A 21,470-nucleotide genomic window follows, 5' to 3' on the forward strand; every position below is an offset into this window, starting at 1 on the left:
ATATGTATTTAAAAATTAAACATTTACAGTAAAAATTAATAATTCTGGCGAATTATTAATAAAAATTAAACCTTTACACTTAAACAAATTAAATTTGTTTAATTTTAATAAGTTTTAACTTATTGTGATTTATTTAATAAGTTTTTAAACCATTATTTTAATAAGTTTAAACCTATTAAGAGTCCCTTTTTTAAACTTAAAAAGTTTTATAATTTGTTTCAATCGACTTAATTATAAGTTATTTCATTTGCTTTAATAAGCTTATTTGAATTTAACTTATATTATAAGCCATCATTGAAATTGAAAGTTAAATCACTCCTGAAAGCATCTAAAAGCAATTCATCTCTTTTTCCACTAGATATTCTCTTATTCGAGAAGGCTTTTTCAACCGATCGAATATATTTACCTAATGAATAGTACTTTTTAGATTCCTCGGATTGAACATATAGATCATCGCTGAATCCATTGATTCTGGCTTCATAACCTATAAAAACTTTCCTAAAATTTATGCATTCTTCTTTTGTAATGAATTCCTGTTCTTTTAATCTAAATAACGTTGCATGGTGGCTCATCTGGAAGAACTGTTCTGCACGAATGGTATCCTCCAAGGTCCATTTGCCAATATTATTTGTTTTATAATAACGCTCTAACCCCTCATAAGGCATTATTAAATAAGAAGCAAATATATTAGCTTCTATTTCAGAGTCATCCTTATTTGAATCTTCACAGATAATTATGTCCTCCTTATCCTCTTCAAATAAAAGATGGTATAATTCATGTGCTAAGGTGAATCTTTGCCTTCCCTTAGACATGTTTGAATTTATGCATACAACCATGTCATCGGAATCACATTCTTCTTCTAATTCCTTTTCATTGAAAAGATTAATATTTTTTATGCACATGCCGCTTGTATTTTCAGACATTGGATAAAAAATGATTGTTAAATCGGGTAATTTGGATAATACAATAGAGAATAGGTCTATTGGACTGTATGGGTTCAACTCCCAATCTCTTCTCAATTCGACAGCAAATGAATTTAGTTTTATTCTATCTCTCATCTAACCACTTAGAATTTTTTTTAGTGATTTTATGAATTCAAATAGGAATGGAACATAATATGGGCTAAGAGTTAAATAATAAGCAACAATTGCTTATTAAACTAACTAATAATTTTCTGCATTATTCTTCAGACTCATCATCTTCGTCTATTTCGTTTAAAAAACGCATGTTCAAGACAATCTTATGTACTGAAGAAATGCAATCCAAATCTTCCCTTGCAGCATTCTTTGATCTAAAGGAAAAGTTTACTGCATTATATTCGTCATCTTTACAAAGAATATAGGAATCGGTGCATCCGTATAATGCACAAAGCTTATCCAGCAATGACAGGTTCAGGTTTCTGTTTCCAGCTTCTATCTGGGATAGGAGTGGCTGTGAAATACCTAAATAGTTAGCCAAGTCAGATTGAGACAATCCTTTTGATTCTCTTAATCCTTGTAAACGTTGTCCTATTTTTTTCATTGATCTCACTTAACTAATTCTATTATTATTTTTGTAATAAGAATATATAAATATTACGATATAATTATTACAAAAAAATTTTAAAAAGATTTCAAATTATTAGTTGAAATTTTAATTTTTTCATTTAATTAATTGTTTTGAAAAATATGATTTATATAAAATTTATTTTTGATTTATTATCGATTAGATTTATTGTTTTGATAAATAAATTGTTTAAATAAAGATAATTTTTTTATCTTTTTGTAAAAAATTATTACAAATAGCCATAGTTTACTTATGGCTTTATTAAGTTTTACTATAAATTTACTATAGTTTACCTATGTCTTTATTATACTTTTACTGTATATTTGCTATAGTTTACCTATGTCTTTATTATACTTTTACTGTATATTTGCTATAGTTTGCTTGTGTCTTTATTATAGTTTTTCATTTTTCTTATTTTTTTAACTATGCTTTTAATAATGTTTTAATAGAAATTTACTAACTTTTTACTAGTTTTTTATTTAGTTTTTAATATGATTATATTAATGATTTATTCTTAATTTAGTAATATTTTATTAAATTTGTAATAATTCTGAATGCATTAATTATTAGTGTCCATTTATTATTTGTATTAGCAAATAATTTTAATATTTAAATGCCATATATTAATATAAGAATTAAATTTAGATGATTTATTTTAGATGAATATTTAGAATTTATTAATATTAATAAATAGTTTATAAGGCGATATTATGGCAGTTCCTGAAATAAATGAATTATTTTTACCATTGCTTAAGACAATAAAAGATAAGGATGAATATAAGGTAAAGGACATTACAGATGAGGTTATTGAAATAATAGAAATCTCTGAAGAGGATAAAAACATTACCTTGCCTAATGGTGAAACATTGATAGAATCTAGAATCAGCACAGCTAATACATACCTAAGAAAGGCTGATCTAATTGAATCAAACAGATTCCTTTACTATAATATTACTGATGAAGGATTGAAAGTCCTTGAGGAAAATCCAGATGAATTGAAAGAAGAGGATCTTATGGAAAACTCTGCTTTTAAAGAGTTAAAGGATGTTTATACTCATGATGATGTAACTGAAGAGATTCCAAATCCACAGGACGCTTTAAAGGCTTCTCTACAAAAGCAAATGGAAGATGTCAGAGCGGAAATCTCCAATGATGTAATTAAAGAGAATGAGGTTAAATACTTCAGGCCTAAAAACCAAAAGGAAAATGATGAAATCTATGAAATCAGAAGCCGCAGGGCCAATCTAAAAGATGATAAGGATAAATCCAAAAGAAAATGCCATGACAAGCATCATGGACACAAACACCATCATAAACATAAGTATATTGTCTATAAGGAATTCTCTCCTGCAGATGAATTGTTAAAGTATGCAGAACTCTTTGAGAGAGGTTATTTAACTAAAGAAGAGTTTGATAAGAAAAAAGAAGAATTATTGAAATTATAATTCTCTTTTTTACTTTTTTAGTTTATTTCTCCATAGCAAATTAACTAGTTTTGAAAATTTTTAACTAACTTTTTCTTAAGAATACTTCTTTTTTTTTAACTATTTCTAATTTTAAAACTCTTCACAGTAAATATTCACAGCATTATCAACCACTTCATCTTTCTTCCTATTATAAGCCTTCTCTAAAAAGAAAGACACTTCTGTTCCTTCATAGATAAAGCTTTTATCATCCTGGAATTCACGGGCATTAAAGAAATAAGACTTGTTTCCGGATTTTATAAATCCATTGTTGTTTTCAAAGACCTTAGTTATCTTACCATATTGTCTTTCCTGGCCTATGAATTTTAAGCTGAGCCAAAGGGCAGACAGTTCCTTATGGATTGATTTGTAGTCAGTATTATCAAGATCCAACTCATATGAAGCCAATTCCTCATCCCAGCCTTCCTCTTGGGTCCAGTCCTTGGCATTGCGTATTACATAGACCAAGTACTTATGCATGATATATTCATCTTCATAGCCTTTGGCCTTTAAAATGTCTCCAATCAATAGATACAATTTCAATTTGCTTTCTACCTTGCCGTCTGGAGATAATGCAGCTCTAGCAGCCCATTTGGCAGAGGAATCAAGGTCTTCTTTTAAATAATAGTTTTTAGCTATTTCATGATAGATGAACCAATCGTTTTTAACCTTAACGATTTCATCCAAATATTCTAAGGACTTATCGTATTCTCCTAATTCCTTATAGGACTTGGCTATTTTGTATTTGAACCAATAGTCATTGAAATTATTAAATTCTGGAATCTTTTCCAAGGCCTCATTGGATAGCCTTATCACATCATCGTATTTTTTAATTTCAAAGAGCCCTTTGGTTATCTGGAGATACCAGTTTTCCTTGTTTGAATTGTATTTATGAGTGTCATCCCTTTTAGCCTGATTATTGCTTAAGTAATCGGGATTTAACTTATCAGCCCATGCTATAAGCTTATATGCATTGTTGTTAAATGTGATATTGTCTGAATAGAATTTCATTAGCTTAAGTATGGAAATGGTATAGGAGCAAGGCTTTTCCCTACGGGAAGAGTTCTTTTGCTTTGCATATTTGGTCAGTTCCTTGACATATTCCTCCAATTCAGCTATTGTGCTTGCATTCTTGACTCTTGCAAAGTATATGTCCCATGCATATCTTTCCTTATCTATTTCAGGTAGTTCTTCACCAGATTCTAAGTAAGATTGGTAGCATGATAAGGACTCTTCATACTTCTTTACTTTATTGTATTCTCTTGCCTTTTCTAAATCTACTTTTGAACTCATTATTAATCCCTTTTTCTTATTTTTAAAGTCTTTGTCTATTTATCTAAAATAATTCTTTATATGTTTAAGTCTAAATTTTTAGTTATAATCTTTAATATTTACTCATCGTACTGATAATCACCATAATAAATATCCTCATTTAAGTCAAATGGCTCTTCATCTTCCTCGTCTCTATTGAAATAGATATTAGCTGTTCCATCTAGATTATTCAAGTCATCAAAATCTATGCCCTGGTTTTCTATCTCTTCAAGTTCCAAGTCATTGAACTGATAATATTCATCATACTCTCTGTATTCTTCCCTGTCTAAATAAGCTTCTATTGAATTATTAATGGCTTTCTTATCCTCTAAAAGAGATTCCAGATATGAATCTACCTCATATTCATACCTTTCCATTTCCTCTAGCTTATTTGAAATTAGAAAATCAATCTCTCCTTCAATGTTTGAATTGATCTCCTCATCAAAGCTAATAAGATTCTCTAAAGAGTCATATGGGTCATCTTCAATTAATGTTTCAAGCTCTGCATCTAATGGAAGAATGTTTTCCAAATAATCCACAACTATATTGTCGCAATCATCAAAATCCTCTATGAAAAAGGGTTCATCGTATTCAGGACCATCACTATTTATAATATCCCATTCTGGAGAGCGGTCAATCTCATTATAGGAATCGGCTTGGCTTAAAGCAAAATCGATAGTGTCCATGTCCTTATAATCCAAATAGTCTGAAAAGTTATCTACCTCATGCATGTTGCCATAATCGATGTGATTATTGATTGGACTTGACTGGTAGGCCTCAAATTTTGATTCTATGGACTCTTCATAGTTATTATAATGCATCTCATCTAAAGATTCAATATGGTCATAGTATTTCTCTTCCACATCATCGGGACTTATCTGGTTTTTATACTCATCTGCATAGTAATCCAATTCTTCTTGTCTTTCCTGTTCATATTTTGCAATGATCAAATCAAATATTTCCCCTTCATCCTCATAATCTTCTATAAAGGATTCTATATTATCTTCTCTATATTGATTATCATCGATAAATGAATCTATTTGATTCATGTAATCCTCATAATCCTTGATTAATGAATCAAATTCAAAAGACTCCAGATTTTCATCATAAAAGTCAACTAAATGATTATAATCCTCTTCTTTTTCCTCGTAAAAATTGAATAGATAATCAAAATCATCTTCAATATTAGATTCGATTGATTCGATTTCATTTCCTTCAAAATCAGCATATTCTTCATTTAAAAAGACAAATATGTCAGTATCGTTATAAAATTTCAAAATAAAACCCCATGGTAGATATATATTTTATATAAAGGCATTTTGACAATAATTAAAAATTTAAAGTAATTTGATGTATTGGTTGGTTTATTGCAGTATGATACTTGTTTTTAAACAATCTAATATCACATCCCCTGTTTGATTATTATATATTATATTAAAATCATATATAAAGTTTTCTAAAATTATTTGAGATTAAATAAGTTAAAGTTTTATTTAAAAATAGACAGGAAATAGTCATTTTTACAAATAAAACCATATAATTAATTGTTTTCACAAATAAAACTATATCTGCAGAATGAACATTCAGAGAACTCGTCATAACCTTTTGAATGGAATTCCTCATTCCTAATGTTAGATGCAATTTCCCTAATCTTCTCTTCTCTTTCATCCCTCTCTTCTTCATTTAGCTCAAAGTCAAGCATTTCAAGAGATTTGATTGCATATATCTGCAGCTTATCAACAACTGCATCATTATACATTGGATCATCCTTTAAAGCTAAAGCATAAGTATATAATTGCTTTTTATATTTCTCTTGAGCTTTTTTAGAGATGTTTTCAGTTGTCTTATAGTCTAAGATAACAATTCCATTATCTGTTTTATATAATAAGTCAATGGAACCGATTAAAACAAAATAGTCCTCTCTATTGATGTCAAATTGATATTCAGAGCCAATGATATCAAATCTTCTGCCATAATTGTCCCAATATTCAAAGATATTTGATAGAACATAGTCTATAGGAGTTTCGTCACGGTCTATATTAGGGCTTTCCATATAGATTCTCTTGACGATTTTAATGATTTCATCTCTTGAAATGAGAAGTTCATTGTCTATTTCTCCAACTAATTCTCCTTCTTTTTCATCCTTTCTTTCAATGATTGTCTTATTTATTTCCTCTAAGGAATTGTGATTGATATTTCCTTCAGTAATTGCTTCCCTATCTGAAATCTTGAACTTATAGTTGTAGGCTAAATGATACTGGAAAGGACAGGATTCATAGGTCTGAATGGAACTGTAGCTTAAGGTTAGCTTCTTGTCATCCTCTATTACAATAACATTTGGAATCTTCCTTTCATCTATTACCTTGTCGATTTCGGTAGGTTCAATCTTTATAATTCCATCATATGCATTGATTAAATTGCCAAGATGGTCCTTTTTCTTATTGATGAAGGATAATTTCTCCTTATATTCAATCTCTTGGTTCTTATAGTAGAATAACATGAAGAAGAGTTTGGTTTTCTCCTTGAGCTCTGTTCTGTCATTTAGGATTGACATATGCCTAATATTATCAATCTCTTCAGATTCCATTATCTTAAAGAGAAGTTCCAGTTTGGCAAATTTGTCATCATTAAATAGAGATTCAATCAATTCCCAATTGATTATGAAGTCCTCACAAAGCTTTGGACTTCCAGCTTCCAGAACCTTTTCTCTTAAGAGTGCCAAATCTCCAATGGAGTTGACTGAATCATCCATAAGCACTTTGCTGAGTTCATCCAAGTCCTCTTTTATCTTGTATTCCTCATAACTGCTTATACTATATCCCATGTCATATTTCTTGTCGAATTCTTCAGTGTCTTTAATTAGCTTGATTTTATAATCCAAGTATGATTTTTTATTGTTCAACTCTTTTTCTCGCTTTAAGATCTCCTTATTTGATTCCATGGTTTCTTTGTTTTCCATTATTTCAGACTCGATTGACTGGAGCATGCAGTACAATGCATTTAAGGCAATTTGATTCTTGCTGAGGGAATCATCTTCATTGCTTTCAATGGCCCCTTCAATGATTGATTGGATTTCCATCTTATATTTGAAGTGAATTTCAGACATTGAATCATTTAAGTCATCATCTTGAAGCTCCTTAAGCTTAGATAAGAGCTTTTTGGTTCTCTTTAGTGATTTTTCTATATCCTCACCTAATCCTGCAATTTCATTTTCAGTACGGACTAATATGTCTGATAATGCTTCTTTATCTTCAAAGTAGTCTTCTATAGGTTTATTATTACTACTTAATGAATCTATGGATGTATTATCGTTATCTAATTCTTTATCAATAGTTGAATCATTGATTATATCCTCAAAACTATTCTCAGATTCATCAGAATCCTCATTATTTTCACCAATGTCAAAGTCATTCAAGAACATATTCTTTAAATCATCCCTTGTTAATCCACTATCCTCATCAAGATTGAATAAGTCAATAAGATCATCCATAATCTTATCTTCGTATTTTAAGTCTTTTATCTTCCATTTTATTTCAATGGAAAGTTCTTTCAATTGCTTATTTAGAACCTTAATCTTTTTATGATCTTTAATAAGAGGCTTCAATTCCTTAAGTTCTGCCCTTATATCTTTTAACTCATCATTCAAGCTCTTAAGAAGGAAGGATAAATCATTAACATCCTCTTTTTTCATCAGCTCATCAAGCTCATCCTTAATACTACTTATCTTTTCCTTTAGCTCGATTGCTTTGATTTCCTTTTCCAAGGTCTTGGAATAAGTGGTCTTTTTAGGATTTTTAAAGTTTTTAGATAAAATAAGAAGGTCCTGAGCCCTGGTCATAGCCACATAGATATTCCTTTCCTCTTCCTCATAATGGAGTGTGACATCATCCTTATCAAGGCTTTTATATCTTAGGCATTCCCTTGGAGTGTAGAATACAGCGCTTCCATTCTTATATTTGGTTTCTCTTAGGTCTTCATATTCCCTTGGGAAAGATGAGTCGTTCAAGCCTGCAAGAATGACAACTGGAAACTCCAATCCCTTGGACTTATGAATGGTCATTATGTTTACGCCATTTTCATTTTCAATGTCATAGCTGTAATTCTTGATATTAGAGTTTAAGAACCAGTAAAGGCCTCTTATGTCTCTGTTGGATATGATGTTTTCATATTCGTAGATGATTTGGGTAAAAAGCCCAATATAATCCAAAGCTTGCTTGTTTTTAGGGTCAAATATATAGTCTTCACTTAAGAAACCGCATATCTCAAGGATCCTATAATAGACATTCAATATGGTAGGCCTTTCATCAAAGTCCTTATCATCACCGAATATTTCAAATTTAAGCTCATTCAATTGATTGAAGAATTCTAAATCATCTTCATTAGTAATTCCATATTCTCTAAGGGTTTTATTTGTTAATACAGGTTTAGGATATTCCTTAAAAACAGCATCAAGAACTTCATCTTCAAGCTCTAAAACTCCCTTATAGCTTCTTTTTGTAAATCTATTCCCTGTGATGTCATTATAAATTAATTTAGCATAATTAAAGACATTTTCTTCAAATTCCTTTTGCTTTTCAATCAATATTTCCTCTGTTTCAGAGGATAATTTTATAAAGGTCTGCTTAAAGTCTGCATTTGTAAATGCCCTTAGGTTAAGCCAGTCAGCTTCCCAGAATGTGATTATTGGAGTTTCTTGAGGGTTATCGTCTTCAATTATGAAATGCAATAGAGTTAAGATGGATTTTATCTCATCCTTGTTTTCAAGGTCCTGCAATCCCTTTACCTGAAATGGAATGTTCTCATCATTGAATACGTTGATTATGTCTTTAGAGGAAGTGAGGACAGATCTAAGCAAGACGGCAACATCATTGTAGTTTTTAATCTTTTCCTCATCCTTAAGTCCTTTGATGATTTTGGCAATGCTTGCCGCTTCCATTTCCCTTTCTTCGTTTTCTATATAGTAGATGTTTCTTGACTCTTTACGGGCCTCTCTTAAATTCTTTCTAGATTTTTTACCCCTTTGCATCTTTATGTATTGTTCACTGAACTCAATAATCTCATTAGTAGAGCGGTAATTGACGTTTAATCCAACTTTTTTACAGCAATATTTATTATCAAAATATTCAAAGTAATTTTCCAAAGCCCCTCTAAATCCATATATACTTTGGTCCATATCTCCTACAGCAGTAAATGAGGATGTTATTTTCTTATCAGAGATTTCCGCTTCATCTAGTTCTAATTCACTAATAGGGGGACAATCTTCTTCAGCATCATCTTTACTTTTTTCTATGGGATTTAAAGCATTTTTCATTAATATTTCAAATATTTCAATCTGTACAGGGTCTGTATCTTGAAACTCATCAACAAGAATGTTTGTATATTGGGTTTCTGGGTTTTCCTTTAAGTATTCAAGAGCCTTTACCTGAAGGATGTTAAAATCAAGATAATTGTGCTCATCTAAAAGTTTTTTATAGATTGGATATGCCTTTGCCACTTGAAGGTGCAATGCATTATACCAGGAATCTGCATAGGCATGATAATCAGTAGCAGTTTTCAGATTCTTTTTCTTTTTATCAAGATCTATCTTCTTTCTTGGAAACTTGCCGGTTTTTCTATATTCTTCGTTTACAAAATCAATATAATCTTGGGAAACTGGTTCATTCTCCTTTATCCATTCTACCAGTTTTTCTGTATCCACATCAAAAGTAGAATATTTGTCAAAAGCAGCCACTACATCCTTTACCTTTCCTCTAGTTAATGTAGACTCTCTTTTAAACCCAAGTCGTTCTCTATTCTTATATATGAACATGTTCTTTTTTGTTCCATAATCATCATCAAGGATTTTATAGGTAATGTTAGTGTTTTCGATTAATAGTTTATAACAAAAAGAGTGTACAGTGGATATCTGCATTTGATTGATTATATCCACATCAAAATAGTCCATTAATCTTTCTTTAAGCTCACGAGCTGCCTTATTAGAAAAAGTAATTATTAAGAATGATTCTGGGTCCATTTCCTTTTCTTCTACCAGGTACCTTACCCTTTCGGTAATAACTCTGGTTTTACCTGAACCTGGACCTGCTTCAATCAAGAGAGGCTTTTCGCCATAGTATGTGACAGCTTCCTCTTGGTATTCATTTAGTTCAAATTCTGTATTCTGGTTTTCTGCTATAGTTTCCATATTTTCCCCTTTACATTATATTGATTTTTTAAACCATAAAACAAAAATAAAAGCTTTAAACATTAAAATAAGAAAAAGAATAATTATTTATATTAAAATAATTATTCCAATAGCAATTTTAAGAGATTACACCCTGTCAATTCACCAAGAGAACCCTCTTTAACACTGTCCTCATCATAGACTTGGACATCATCTGGCTCATCTACAGTTGAATAGATGGCAATAGGGACCATATCTCTTGTGTGGGTTCCAACATCTATTGGAGTAGGATGATCCGGCAAAACAGCTATCTTAAAGTCACCATATTCTGGAAGTGCCTCAAGTAGAGGGGCTAATATATGTTTATCAATATTTTCAATGCCTCTGACCTTTTCCTCTAGGTTTTTAGCATGGCCTGCCTCATCAGGTGCTTCTATATGAACAAATACAATGTCATTATCCTTTAAGGCATCAATTGCATATTCTCCTTTGGCATTATAATCAGTATCAAAGAATGCAGTTGCTCCTGGAACATCTAGGTTAGTGCATCCTGAACATACGCCTAATCCTTTAATTAGGTCAACGCCAGTTATTACAGCTCCCTTTAGGCCATAAACTTCTTTCATGCTTGGCATTGCAGGCATTGTTCCTTGACCCCAGAACCAAACCATATTGGAAGGCTCTTTTCCTTCTTCAATTCTCTTAAGGTTTACCGGATGGTTTTCTAGGGCTTCCTTTGATTCCAGCATTATTGACTTAACTTCATCTGCAAAGGAATCAAACTCTATCTTATCAGCGATTGTCTCTCCAACAAAGTCATGTGGAGGAACCATGTCCAATTTAGCTAGCTTTTCTGCATTTTCCTTATCATTGTATACAAATAAGTGTCTGTAGCTTACTCCAGGATAGAACTTGCCTTTAAAGCCAGGATACTTGTCATTGAAGTATTCATTTAAGTACTCCATAAGTTCTGCAGCTTCCTCAGAGGATATATGTCCTGCATTTGAGCTTGCCATAAGGCCGTCACGTTCTGTGATTGTATTGCAGCGGAAGACCACATCTCCATCTTTGGTTTCAACTCCCATGCTTGCAGCTTCCAATGGTCCTCTGCCTGTGTAGTATAGCAATGGATCATAGCCGAATATGCTCATGTTAGCCACATCAGAGCCTGGAGGAAGGCTTTCTGGCACATTTTGAATAAGGCCTGTACGTCCTTCTCTAGCTATTCTATCCAATGCAGGCTTTTCTGCTACCTTAAGTGGAGTTTTTCCATCTATCTCTTCTATAGGATAATCACTAGCACCATCTTCTATAACAATAACATATTTCATTATAAAACTCCTATTTTCTTAAATTCCTGTTGATATATTGAATAAAATCCTTATAATCAGTTGTTTGTTGTTGATTTTTGAATAAATCATTATAATAATCTTGTATTATTGAATAAAAACTTATAATTTTTTGCTGTTGATATATTGAATAAAATCTTTTTAATCGTTCTGTTGTTGAATTTGAATATAATCTTTATAATCTTATTTTGATTGATTAAATCTTCTTTAGTTAAGTGTAAAAAGTTTATCAAATTAACTCTTAAAATAATATTTAATTAAAAAAGAGTAATAATTTTATTTATTTATCTAAAATAAACTATAATAAACTTTTAAATCAATTTAAAATTAATTCTTAAAAAAAGTAAGAATAAAGAATAATTACTTATTCTTTATAATATTAATCAAATCTGTAAGCATGGCTGAAGCGGTTTCCAAGGAACCTGCACCTTTACCCATTACAGTGATGTCATCTGCAAGGTCTGTTGTAATGTTTGCAAGGTTCAAGGTACCGTCTATTGCAAATGGACTGTTTTTCTTAACAAGTCTTGGAGATACCTTCAATTGTTTTCTGGACACTTCACCAATCAACTTGACATAATAGCCTTCTTCCTTGGCCAGATTGATTGCCTCTAATGAAACATCTGATATTCCCCTAACTTCAACATCATCATAGGTTGCATCGATTCCTAAAACAGAATTAGCCAAGATTACTACCTTACATGCTGCATCAATACCCTCTACGTCTTGTGTAGGGTCAGTTTCAGCAATACCTAATTGTTGGGACTCTGCTAAGGTATTCTCATAGGTCATGCCTTCTGTTGTCATTCTTGAAAGGATATAATTGGTTGTACCGTTTAAAATTCCTTTTATTGAGCTGATTCCACAGCTTGCCAATGTTTCCTGACATAGGTTGATTATAGGCATGGCTCCGCCGACTGAGGCTTCAAACTTAAAGTCGACTCCTGCCTTTTCCTTAGCTTCAATTATTTCCTTATAGAAAAGTGCAAGGTGTCCCTTATTTGAGGTTACAACATCCTTTCCATCTGCAAATGCCTTCAATGTCAAGGATTTTGCAGGCTCTGCATCTACAATATTGGTTGGAGTTGCTTCAATGAGTACGTCATAGTCAACTGCATCTAAAATGTCAATTCCAGAGATGTCGCTTCCATATTCAGGATAGTTTGCTAATTTGCCAGTTTCCTCTTTAGTCTTAAGGAGCAATTCCTCATCCAAACCGTCTTGGCATATTGCAGAGCTGGATGAATCACCAGCTGCAACTACTTTTAGGCTTATGCCAAACTTCTCATTGATCATTTCCTTTTTCATGGATATTGCACGTGCAACACCTTGGCCTACAGCGCCAAAACCGATTAATACAAGTTTACATTCATCCATAATATTCCTCCTTAGACCTCATCAATCACTAAAAAGTCCTTCTCTTTAGCAATTTCCATAACCTTATCATAGGCTATTTCCCTTTTTCCTAAATCAAGCTCGATTGTAAGCAGTGCAGTTGATTTGAGTTCGCCATCTAATTTTAATTGTAAATCACTTACGACAAGTCCTTCCACAGCGTTGATCTTATCGACGGTGTCTCTTAAGTCAGTGTCTATGATATGTCCGTAAAGGATAGTGCTTAGCTTTTCCTTCTTGATTGTATCATCCACTTCTATAAGGTTTACTCCCATCTCCTTAAATTTATCAACAACTGCTTGAAGGTTTTCCCTTTCTCCTTCAAGAGCTATTTGAACAGGCACTTTGCCTTCTTCAGTTCTTATCTCTCTTTTGTGTACAATGGTTACCAGATTAGCTCCAAGCTCACCAATAGGGCCTAATATGGAAACCAATTGTCCAGGAACATCCAATATTTCAAGAATTAAGTTCATTCTCATAATATATCCCTCTTTATGTTTACAATTAATTTAGAATAACTTCATCTAATTTATTAGAATTAATTTAGAATAATATAACTAACATTAACTAATCTCAACCGTTTAACCAGTCCAATCTGCTCTTTTTACAATAACATTACCATCTTTGTCAGTTCTAGCATTTCTGACAATTTTACTAGCGTCCTTTTCTTCAGATTCATCTTCACGATTAAGATTAAGGTTATCTGTAATATAATAAGTTCCTTCCAATTCTGGAACTTGATCCAAGGTTTTTGAAAATTCTTCTAATATTTTTTCTGCATCTTTTTCAATTGCCATAAAAATTCTCCAATAAGTTTTTAAAAAACCTTTAAATTAATTATTCTTCCATTTAATTAATTTTTTATATCTTTTTAAAAATCCATTAAATAATTTAAAAGTTTATACTATAATACTATTTATTAATCAATATTAATATACTTTTTTAGAATTTTTTTTATCAAAATCAATATTTTTAGTGAAAATTAGAATAAAAGAACATCTTCTTAGTGAAGATTAGAATAAAAGAACTTATTTTTAGTGAAGATTAGATTAAAACAAACAATAGGAATAATTGATTTGACTCTAATGTTTTAAGGATTCTACAAACTCTTCAATGTTAAAGCTTCTCAAAACTTTCTTTTTTAGAATCTTATTTATGCCAGAGCCGTATTGAGCAGCCTTCTTAGGTCTGTCTGCAATATATTCAGCCACTCCAATGTCCTTAGCCAAGTCCCTTAATATATGCTTTCTAAGAAGGTCATCACCATCTTTTATCTTGAATTTCCCTGGAATATCCAATGCAAGGCTAATTACATCCTTATCTAAAAACGGAACCCTTAGTTCTACCCCATTGGCCATTGCAACTGCATCATCCCTTTCAAGATTGACGTGATATATGTTTGCAATGTCATGATATATCTCTTCATCCAAGTCAAAATATGCATCAAATAGAGTGTGATTATCAAAATGTTTCAGATATCTGTTATATCCACCAAAGAGCTCATCTGCACCCTGTCCAGATAGAGCTACCTTTATATTATCTTCATGGATTGCCTTAGTTGCAAGGTATATGGTCATTCCAACGCCAAGCTTCATGATGTTTGGGTCTTCTATGGCAGTCAGCACATCTGGAACGCTCTTTCTGATTGTATCTTCATCTATAATTATTGTCTTTAAGTCTAAATCTAAATCTTTGGCAACCCTTTTGCTGAATTCGATATCCTGTGAGTTTTCAAGTCCTACTGCATATAGCCTTATGTTTAATGGCTTAACATTTTCTGAAAAGTCATTTGATGATTTGCTATTTTCTAGTGAATTATTTGATGGATTGCTAGTTTCCCCCAAACCATTTAAAAACACGTTATCCAAATCTGAAGATTTATTATTAACTGAATCAATTTGCTTTTGCCTTTTTTCTGCAATGCTCTTTAGAATGACCGCTAAAATAGTACTGTCAACTCCTCCAGAGAATATAAGGCCTATATCTACTATGTTTTCAACACGCTTTTCAACTGCCTCATATATATCATCAGCCAAGAGCTCTTTATAAACATCATAGGTATCTTTAGTGTCCAAATAGGATTTATAGTCATCAAATGAAGATTTAAGCAATTTAAAGTCAGTATTTATGATTTCATTTATCAAATCATCATCTAAATCAATTTCTTCAAAGTTGTATAGAATGGATCCTGGCTTTAAATCCTTTATGTCACTATCTTCAAATCCAGCCTTCCAAAGTGCTTTCCTTTCAGATGCAAATCCTTTCAGATTATCAGTTACAGCATAAAATAAAGGCTTTACTCCAATGGAATCTCTTGATATGGCCAAATCATCATTATCCTTATCATATATTGCAAACGCATAGTCTCCATCCAATTGACCTACGACTTCTTTTACAGATTCTAAAAGAGGATTTTCCTGATTGCCTGAATTTGTCTCTTTATAATAATATTGAATCAAATTAGCCAATAGTTGACTGTCACTTTTGGACTTTACATAATTTTCATTGTTTTCCTTTAGAAAGCTTTCAAGCTTATTGAAATTATATATCTCTCCATTGAATATGAATACAAGATTATCCAATATGATCGGCTGTCTGTTTTCATTGATATTGTCTGTTATTTCTCTTTTTTCATTGATTAGATTAAATATGGACAATAGATTATGTCCAAGGCCTATTGTAGAACATTGATTGGAATCATTATCTTCCATAGATGATTCATTGAAAGATTTTCTATTATCTAAAATGAAATTATTTTCATAGAGTGATTCAGATGAACCCTTATTGTATAAATAATATCCGCTTGAATCCATTCCCCTATGTTTAGTAGATTCCATCATAGAAAATAGTAATTCTTTATTAAAATTTCCTACCAGACCTATACAGCCGCACATAAATTCACCAATTATTTATTTTATTTTTATTATTTTGATTTAATTACTAATTTAATTTATTATCTTTTATTAAGTTCTATTTTAATTACACCTACTTTTAATTAAAATTATGATAATTTTTGTTCAATAGGAATCAATATTAAAGATTTAATATTGAAATTTTTATCCCTAATAGATTTCATTTATTATTTTTATTTTAATTCTTTTTATAATTAATCAATATTCAAACTTAATTATCCTATTTTTATAAAAACATTAGTTAAATACCACCATTTTATCAAAAGGTATATAAATAAAGAGGATTAAATATTTAGGTATACATAAATATTTTTTAGGTATACGAAAATATTTCTGTAATATTAAAATTATTTTTAAATTTTATAGGTGTACAAAAATGGCAAAGAAAAATATATACCTTGCAATGATTCTTTCTTTTTTCATTCCAGGTTTAGGTTTAGCGTATGACGGTGTAGTTAAAAAGTTCCTAGGATATTTTATTCTGGGATTGATTTTTATTGGACTATGGTTTTACTTCGGTATGCCTCTAGATGCTGAGATAAGCAATACAGGTTTCTGTTGTTACTTGGCATATATTATCGTTTGGATCTTTGGTTTATATGATACTTTAAGAACCACAATCGATATAAATAGGGGAGAATAAGCATATTCCTTTTTATTTAATTTTTTAACTCACTATATCATTCAGATTTTAATTTTAACTTTTTTTTATTTTTTTTATTCTTTTTTAAGCTATTTTTAAATACTTTTTATTATTTTTTTAAGTTCTTCTAGAATATTTTTTATTTTTCTTTTTTAGCTCTTCTTGAATATTTTTATCAAACAATCAAGATTTACTTTTTATTCAATCCTCAAATTATCATTTATTCTTATTTTCAAAACTATGCTAATATTATAGCATCATAATTATGAGTAATCTTGAATCAGTTAAGTTATTGGATTGATTAAAGTGTATGATTAAGTGAATTTATAAGAATTAATAAAAAAATAAAGATGGATGTATAATAAAAAATAAAATAAATTAAAAAAATAAAGTCAAATTAAAATTGAATGGTTTTAAAAAAGAAAGAAAGGAAACAGAATAATTATTGGGTATTGTTTCCGATTTCAATTTTATCAATGACCTTTTGACCTTCCTGAGCCATTTCATTAAATGCAATAATGGTCTCTTGCATTTTTGGAAGAGCTTGCTGTTTGTAATTGCTTACATCTTCAATTGCAGCTAATGCCTCATTGAATGAAGTCTTCAATACTTCAGGAGAGATCATGGTTTCAGAAGCTGTCTTTTGGATTTGACTTCCTTGCTCCCTTAAGATCTTTGAAGTGGATTCGATAACGTCTTCAGTGGTTTCATTTAGGACCTTGATCTTATCCATTGCAATCTTTTGATTGTACAATGCGCTTGCAACCATTACACCGGTTCTAAGAGCGGTTACAGTTACGTTTTTAGCACGGGAGATACCGCGGATAAGCTCCTTGTTGTTTCTTCTGACTACATTCAAGGAAACGATACCTTGCTGGTTAACAACAATCATCTGTTGCATGTCCATTATTCTTTGTCTGAGAGGGAATAAAACCTCTTCCCTTACAAAGTCAATCTTGTATTGGTCAACCCCTTGGATTTCAGCGTTTCTGATTTGAACCTCAATGGATTCGTCCATTTCCTTTGCAAGCTCAATGTCGGTCATGAGCTTTTTGGTCAATTCCCTAAGATAAGTTTCCTCGGATAAGAGGGTTGTATTGTCATTCTGCAAGACCTTGCTACTGTTATCTAGGGATTCGATGATGTTTCCAATAACGACTTCAGCCTTTTCGTATCTGTCAAAGTATTTTCTCACCGGATGGAAAAGGTTTCCGAGGAATCCTGTTCTGGTGAAGTCCACTTTGCTTGGGTCTAAAGCCTTGACCTGACGGTTTAAGTCAGCTAACTTGTCACCTACATTGTCAGCTTCTGATCCTCCTTTGGACATCTCTTTAAAGCGTGTGCTTAAAAGACTGTTTTTAGCAGAGGAACGGTTAATGGCATTTATACCAAAGTCGTCTAAAGGCTTGATGATTCCTTCCCTTTGGGCTGCATCATCAAAGTCTGCTTCAAAGATAGCGATAGCGTTTTGCTCAGCTTGCTTCTTGATTTTGTCATTAGGAATTGTTTTTTCCTCTTCTTGGAAACTTTTTTCAACTTCTTCTTTAATTTCTTCTACATCAAGACTAAATTCAGCCATATCATCACCTTTTACATAGCATAATTATTAAATGAAAGTTATTTTAAAAATTTAAGTGTTTTGTTATTTTTTCTATTGAATTTCTAAATATTATTTATTTAAATTATTTTTTTATTATTTGTAGTATTTAACAGAATCTATAAGAGAATCCATGCTTTCTAGAACAGATATGTTTCTTTGATTTTCATTTGAATCCGAAAGGGATAAATTAAGAACCAAATCATCATATAAGGAATCTGTCTTATCAATTATTGATATCAATGATTTAAACTTCTTCTGCAGTAGCTGATCTATCACCACATTGTTCTTATATGAGAGCTGTATTATTGATAGGATTGACTTATATTCCTCATTGAACATCTTTTCCAGATGGAAAACAATATTCAAGAGCCTGTCATAGTTATAATTTGTATATTGATAGTTTTCTTCAATCAAATTGCTTAGTTTTGCCTTTTTTGAGAAGAATTGCTGATTCAAATCAAACAAGGCTTCCTTATATAAGTCAAGACTTTGAAAGTCTCCCTCAAAGTTCATGTCCTTTATCTTCTTTTTTATCTCTTCAGTCATTTTACCAAGTTAAAAAATCTTCAATAAAGAAAAAACTGTTTTAAAAGTCATAATCCTTTACAGAATCAATATAAAGCTCTAAAAGTCATAATCCTTTACAGAATCAATCAGATTTTTCATATCATCCAAAACGATTTTAACTTCATTTTCAGATTCTTCCTTATCCCCCATATTTATAATCAATTCATTGATCAGGTCATTCATCTGATCTATGATTTTCTTTAGAAGGTCTATCTTTTTCTTGATTTCAGTTTCTATCTTTGGACTAAGTTCGGTTACCAGATTGATAATGTCAAGTATTGATTCAGCTTCCCTGAAGAACAATACCCTGCAATTATCAATTTCCCCTATAAATCTATGATAAGTCAATTGTGGCGGTGCGAAACGTTTTTCTACAAGACTCAGCACTTCCTTTTCCTTCTTTTCATATTCATCCCTTAGCTCTAATACCTGCTCTTTGTATTTGCTTAAGGGAAGGGAAACGGACTGATCGTCCACATAGCCGATCTTGACCCCGCAATTGGGACAGAAAACATCATCGCTATGTAATTTATAGCCACAATAAATACAATGATTATATCGTTTCATAAATATCCACTACTAATATTATATTCTTGATTAGATTTATAGCTTATTACAATCTTTAACTTATAAAATTAGCGATTCAATTACTAATTTCAACCCCCTTAAAACATTGTATACATATAGTATTTATATTGTTATATATAAAGTTTTTGTTTTTTTAATGTCCTTAAACTTTTGGACAATTAAAAATTTATAAAAAATTGCTTATTTTTATAGAATTTTTAAAAAAATTCATATTTATTTAATGTGATTAAAGTTTAAGAACAAGTTAAAATAGAATATTGCCAAATGTTTTTTTTATCATACAATGTTTGATTCAATAGTCTAATATTATAAAAAGGATGATTGATTCAACTGTCAAATAATTAAGATTATTAATGCCTAATTCAATTGTCCAAATAATTATGATTATTAATCAAAAGGAATATAATAATATTAGTTATACAAAATTAAATAAAACATTTTAGTATAATTAATTTACAATGATATAAAAATGATTAGGAGATAGAATATGACTAAAAAGTATGGAGATAGAACCTTAGAAGTGCATGCAGGTCAGGAAGAGGCAGATCCTTTTACCGGCGCAAGGGCTGCGCCTATCTATCAGACAAGCTCATATGTATTTGAAAGCGCTGAATATGCAGCAAACATATTTGCCCTTAAGGAGCCTGGAAACATCTATACAAGACTTAACAACCCTACCAATGAAGTCTTTGAAAAGAGGGTTGCAGCAATCGAAGGAGGCGTGGGAGCACTATCCCAAGCAAGCGGAATGGCAGCAATCACCCTTGCAATACTAAACATCGCTCAATGCGGAGATGAGATAGTTTCCGGAAACAACCTTTACGGAGGAACATTCAACCTATTTAAAAATACCTTAAGCAAGTTTGGAATAAAGGTAAACTTTGTAGATTCCCAAGACACCAAGGCCTTTGAGGATGCGATTAATGAGAATACAAAGGCACTTTACTGCGAATCAATCGGAAACCCTAAGCTGGATGTTCCGGACTTTGAAGTTCTAGCGGACATTGCACACAGGCATGGAATTCCTTTGATGGTGGACAATACCTCTGCAATAGGCATGGTAAAGCCAATAGAGCATGGAGCAGACATTGTAGTCCATTCAGCTACAAAGATCATTGGAGGACACGGAACTTCCCTTGGAGGAACAATTGTTGGATTCAGGGTAACTTTCGACTGGGACCAAACGGCAAGTTCCCCAGAGTTTACAGAGCCTGATGACAGCTATCATGGATTGATTTATACTGAAGCATTCGGCAATGCAGCATACATTACAAAGGCACGTGTTCAGATGATGAGAGACCTTGGTACATGCATAAGCCCATTTAACTCATTTCTACTTCTTCAAGGACTTGAAACCATGTCCCTTAGGGTTAAGCAACATACAGAGAATGCCCTTGAAGTTGCAAAGTTCTTAGACAATCATGAGCTTGTATCATGGGTCAACTATCCTGGCCTTGAAGACAATCCAAACCATGAGATTGCTAAAAAGTATTTAGGAGACAAATTCGGCTGCGTTCTTGGATTTGGAATAAAAGGAGGAATAGAGGAAGGCAAGAAGTTTATTGAAAGCGTTGAACTATTATCCCACCTTGCTAACATATGTGATGCTAAGACATTGGTTGTGCATCCTGCTTCCACAACACATTCCACATTAAGCCCTGAAGAGCAAATAGCAAATGGAGTGACTCCAGACTTTATTAGGATGTCTGTGGGAATTGAGAATGTGGAAGATATCATTGCTGATATTGATCAGGCGTTAAAAAAAAGCGGTTGAATAGTTTTAAGACTATTTAAGAACTAGTGATTTTTAAAAATAAATAATAGAGGATAAAACCTCTTTAAAAAATAATTTTCTTTTTTTTATATAAATAATGACTTTAAAAAGTAATTTTCTTTTTTTAATTAGAAAAATAATGACTTAAAAATTAGTTTTCTCT

The 21,470-nt window shown here is 31.5% G+C and carries 16 protein-coding genes; 3 read left to right on the forward strand and 13 right to left on the reverse strand.

The window, feature by feature from the left end:
- Positions 1 to 281: 281 nt before the first annotated feature.
- Positions 282 to 1,058: an ImmA/IrrE family metallo-endopeptidase gene (locus tag MRU_RS05685; RefSeq protein ID WP_012955933.1), complete on the reverse strand. Its 777-nt coding sequence runs from the start codon at positions 1,056 to 1,058 to the stop codon at positions 282 to 284.
- A 121-nt stretch (positions 1,059 to 1,179) separates the two neighbouring features.
- Positions 1,180 to 1,521: a helix-turn-helix domain-containing protein gene (locus MRU_RS05690; RefSeq protein ID WP_012955934.1), complete on the reverse strand. Its 342-nt coding sequence runs from the start codon at positions 1,519 to 1,521 to the stop codon at positions 1,180 to 1,182.
- Positions 1,522 to 2,255: 734 nt separating this feature from the next.
- On the opposite strand from MRU_RS05690, the gene MRU_RS05695 reads away from it, so the two are divergent.
- Positions 2,256 to 2,990: a winged helix-turn-helix domain-containing protein gene (locus tag MRU_RS05695; RefSeq protein WP_012955935.1), complete on the forward strand. Its 735-nt coding sequence runs from the start codon at positions 2,256 to 2,258 to the stop codon at positions 2,988 to 2,990.
- A 111-nt stretch (positions 2,991 to 3,101) separates the two neighbouring features.
- Here the strand turns inward: MRU_RS05695 and MRU_RS05700 are convergent, their stop codons facing one another.
- From MRU_RS05700 to MRU_RS11200, 8 genes are all read right to left on the reverse strand, one after another.
- Positions 3,102 to 4,301 (reverse strand): tetratricopeptide repeat protein, encoded by a 1,200-nt coding sequence (locus MRU_RS05700; RefSeq protein ID WP_012955936.1) that lies wholly within the window; start codon positions 4,299 to 4,301, stop codon positions 3,102 to 3,104.
- Positions 4,302 to 4,399: 98 nt separating this feature from the next.
- Complete coding sequence (locus MRU_RS05705; protein WP_012955937.1) at positions 4,400 to 5,596, reverse strand: hypothetical protein; 1,197 nt, start codon at positions 5,594 to 5,596, stop codon at positions 4,400 to 4,402.
- A gap of 263 nt (positions 5,597 to 5,859) precedes the next feature.
- Positions 5,860 to 10,500, reverse strand: coding sequence for a UvrD-helicase domain-containing protein (locus MRU_RS05710; RefSeq protein WP_012955938.1), 4,641 nt, complete (start codon positions 10,498 to 10,500; stop codon positions 5,860 to 5,862).
- A 101-nt stretch (positions 10,501 to 10,601) separates the two neighbouring features.
- Positions 10,602 to 11,810 carry a cofactor-independent phosphoglycerate mutase gene (locus tag MRU_RS05715; RefSeq protein ID WP_012955939.1) on the reverse strand — a complete coding sequence of 403 codons (1,209 nt, stop codon included), beginning with the start codon at positions 11,808 to 11,810 and terminating at the stop codon, positions 10,602 to 10,604.
- Positions 11,811 to 12,188: 378 nt separating this feature from the next.
- Complete coding sequence (locus tag MRU_RS05720) at positions 12,189 to 13,205, reverse strand: homoserine dehydrogenase (protein ID WP_012955940.1); 1,017 nt, start codon at positions 13,203 to 13,205, stop codon at positions 12,189 to 12,191.
- An 11-nt stretch (positions 13,206 to 13,216) separates the two neighbouring features.
- Positions 13,217 to 13,702 carry an amino acid-binding protein gene (locus tag MRU_RS05725; RefSeq protein ID WP_012955941.1) on the reverse strand — a complete coding sequence of 162 codons (486 nt, stop codon included), beginning with the start codon at positions 13,700 to 13,702 and terminating at the stop codon, positions 13,217 to 13,219.
- Positions 13,703 to 13,804: 102 nt separating this feature from the next.
- On the reverse strand, positions 13,805 to 14,020 hold the full coding sequence (gene gatC / locus MRU_RS05730) for an Asp-tRNA(Asn) amidotransferase subunit GatC (RefSeq protein WP_012955942.1): 216 nt from the start codon (positions 14,018 to 14,020) through the stop codon (positions 13,805 to 13,807).
- 285 nt (positions 14,021 to 14,305) lie between these two features.
- Positions 14,306 to 16,117, reverse strand: a complete 1,812-nt coding sequence (locus MRU_RS11200) for an asparagine synthase-related protein (RefSeq protein WP_012955943.1) — start codon at positions 16,115 to 16,117, stop codon at positions 14,306 to 14,308.
- A 421-nt stretch (positions 16,118 to 16,538) separates the two neighbouring features.
- Between MRU_RS11200 and MRU_RS05740 the strand changes: the two genes are divergently transcribed.
- On the forward strand, positions 16,539 to 16,778 hold the full coding sequence (locus MRU_RS05740; protein WP_143714315.1) for a hypothetical protein: 240 nt from the start codon (positions 16,539 to 16,541) through the stop codon (positions 16,776 to 16,778).
- A gap of 442 nt (positions 16,779 to 17,220) precedes the next feature.
- Here MRU_RS05740 and MRU_RS05745 read toward each other — a convergent pair whose 3' ends face one another.
- The 3 genes from MRU_RS05745 to MRU_RS05755 form a co-directional block, all read right to left on the reverse strand.
- Positions 17,221 to 18,357, reverse strand: coding sequence for a toxic anion resistance protein (locus tag MRU_RS05745; protein WP_012955945.1), 1,137 nt, complete (start codon positions 18,355 to 18,357; stop codon positions 17,221 to 17,223).
- A gap of 114 nt (positions 18,358 to 18,471) precedes the next feature.
- A complete protein-coding gene (locus tag MRU_RS05750) occupies positions 18,472 to 18,924 on the reverse strand; it encodes a hypothetical protein (RefSeq protein WP_012955946.1) in 453 nt (150 codons plus the stop codon).
- A 78-nt stretch (positions 18,925 to 19,002) separates the two neighbouring features.
- A complete protein-coding gene (locus MRU_RS05755; protein ID WP_012955947.1) occupies positions 19,003 to 19,512 on the reverse strand; it encodes a zinc ribbon domain-containing protein in 510 nt (169 codons plus the stop codon).
- A 508-nt stretch (positions 19,513 to 20,020) separates the two neighbouring features.
- On the opposite strand from MRU_RS05755, the gene MRU_RS05760 reads away from it, so the two are divergent.
- Positions 20,021 to 21,307, forward strand: coding sequence for an O-acetylhomoserine aminocarboxypropyltransferase/cysteine synthase family protein (locus MRU_RS05760; RefSeq protein ID WP_012955948.1), 1,287 nt, complete (start codon positions 20,021 to 20,023; stop codon positions 21,305 to 21,307).
- The last annotated feature ends 163 nt before the right edge of the window (positions 21,308 to 21,470 follow it).

This window comes from Methanobrevibacter ruminantium M1, from assembly GCF_000024185.1.
Classification (GTDB): Archaea; Methanobacteriota; Methanobacteria; order Methanobacteriales; family Methanobacteriaceae; genus Methanobrevibacter; species Methanobrevibacter ruminantium.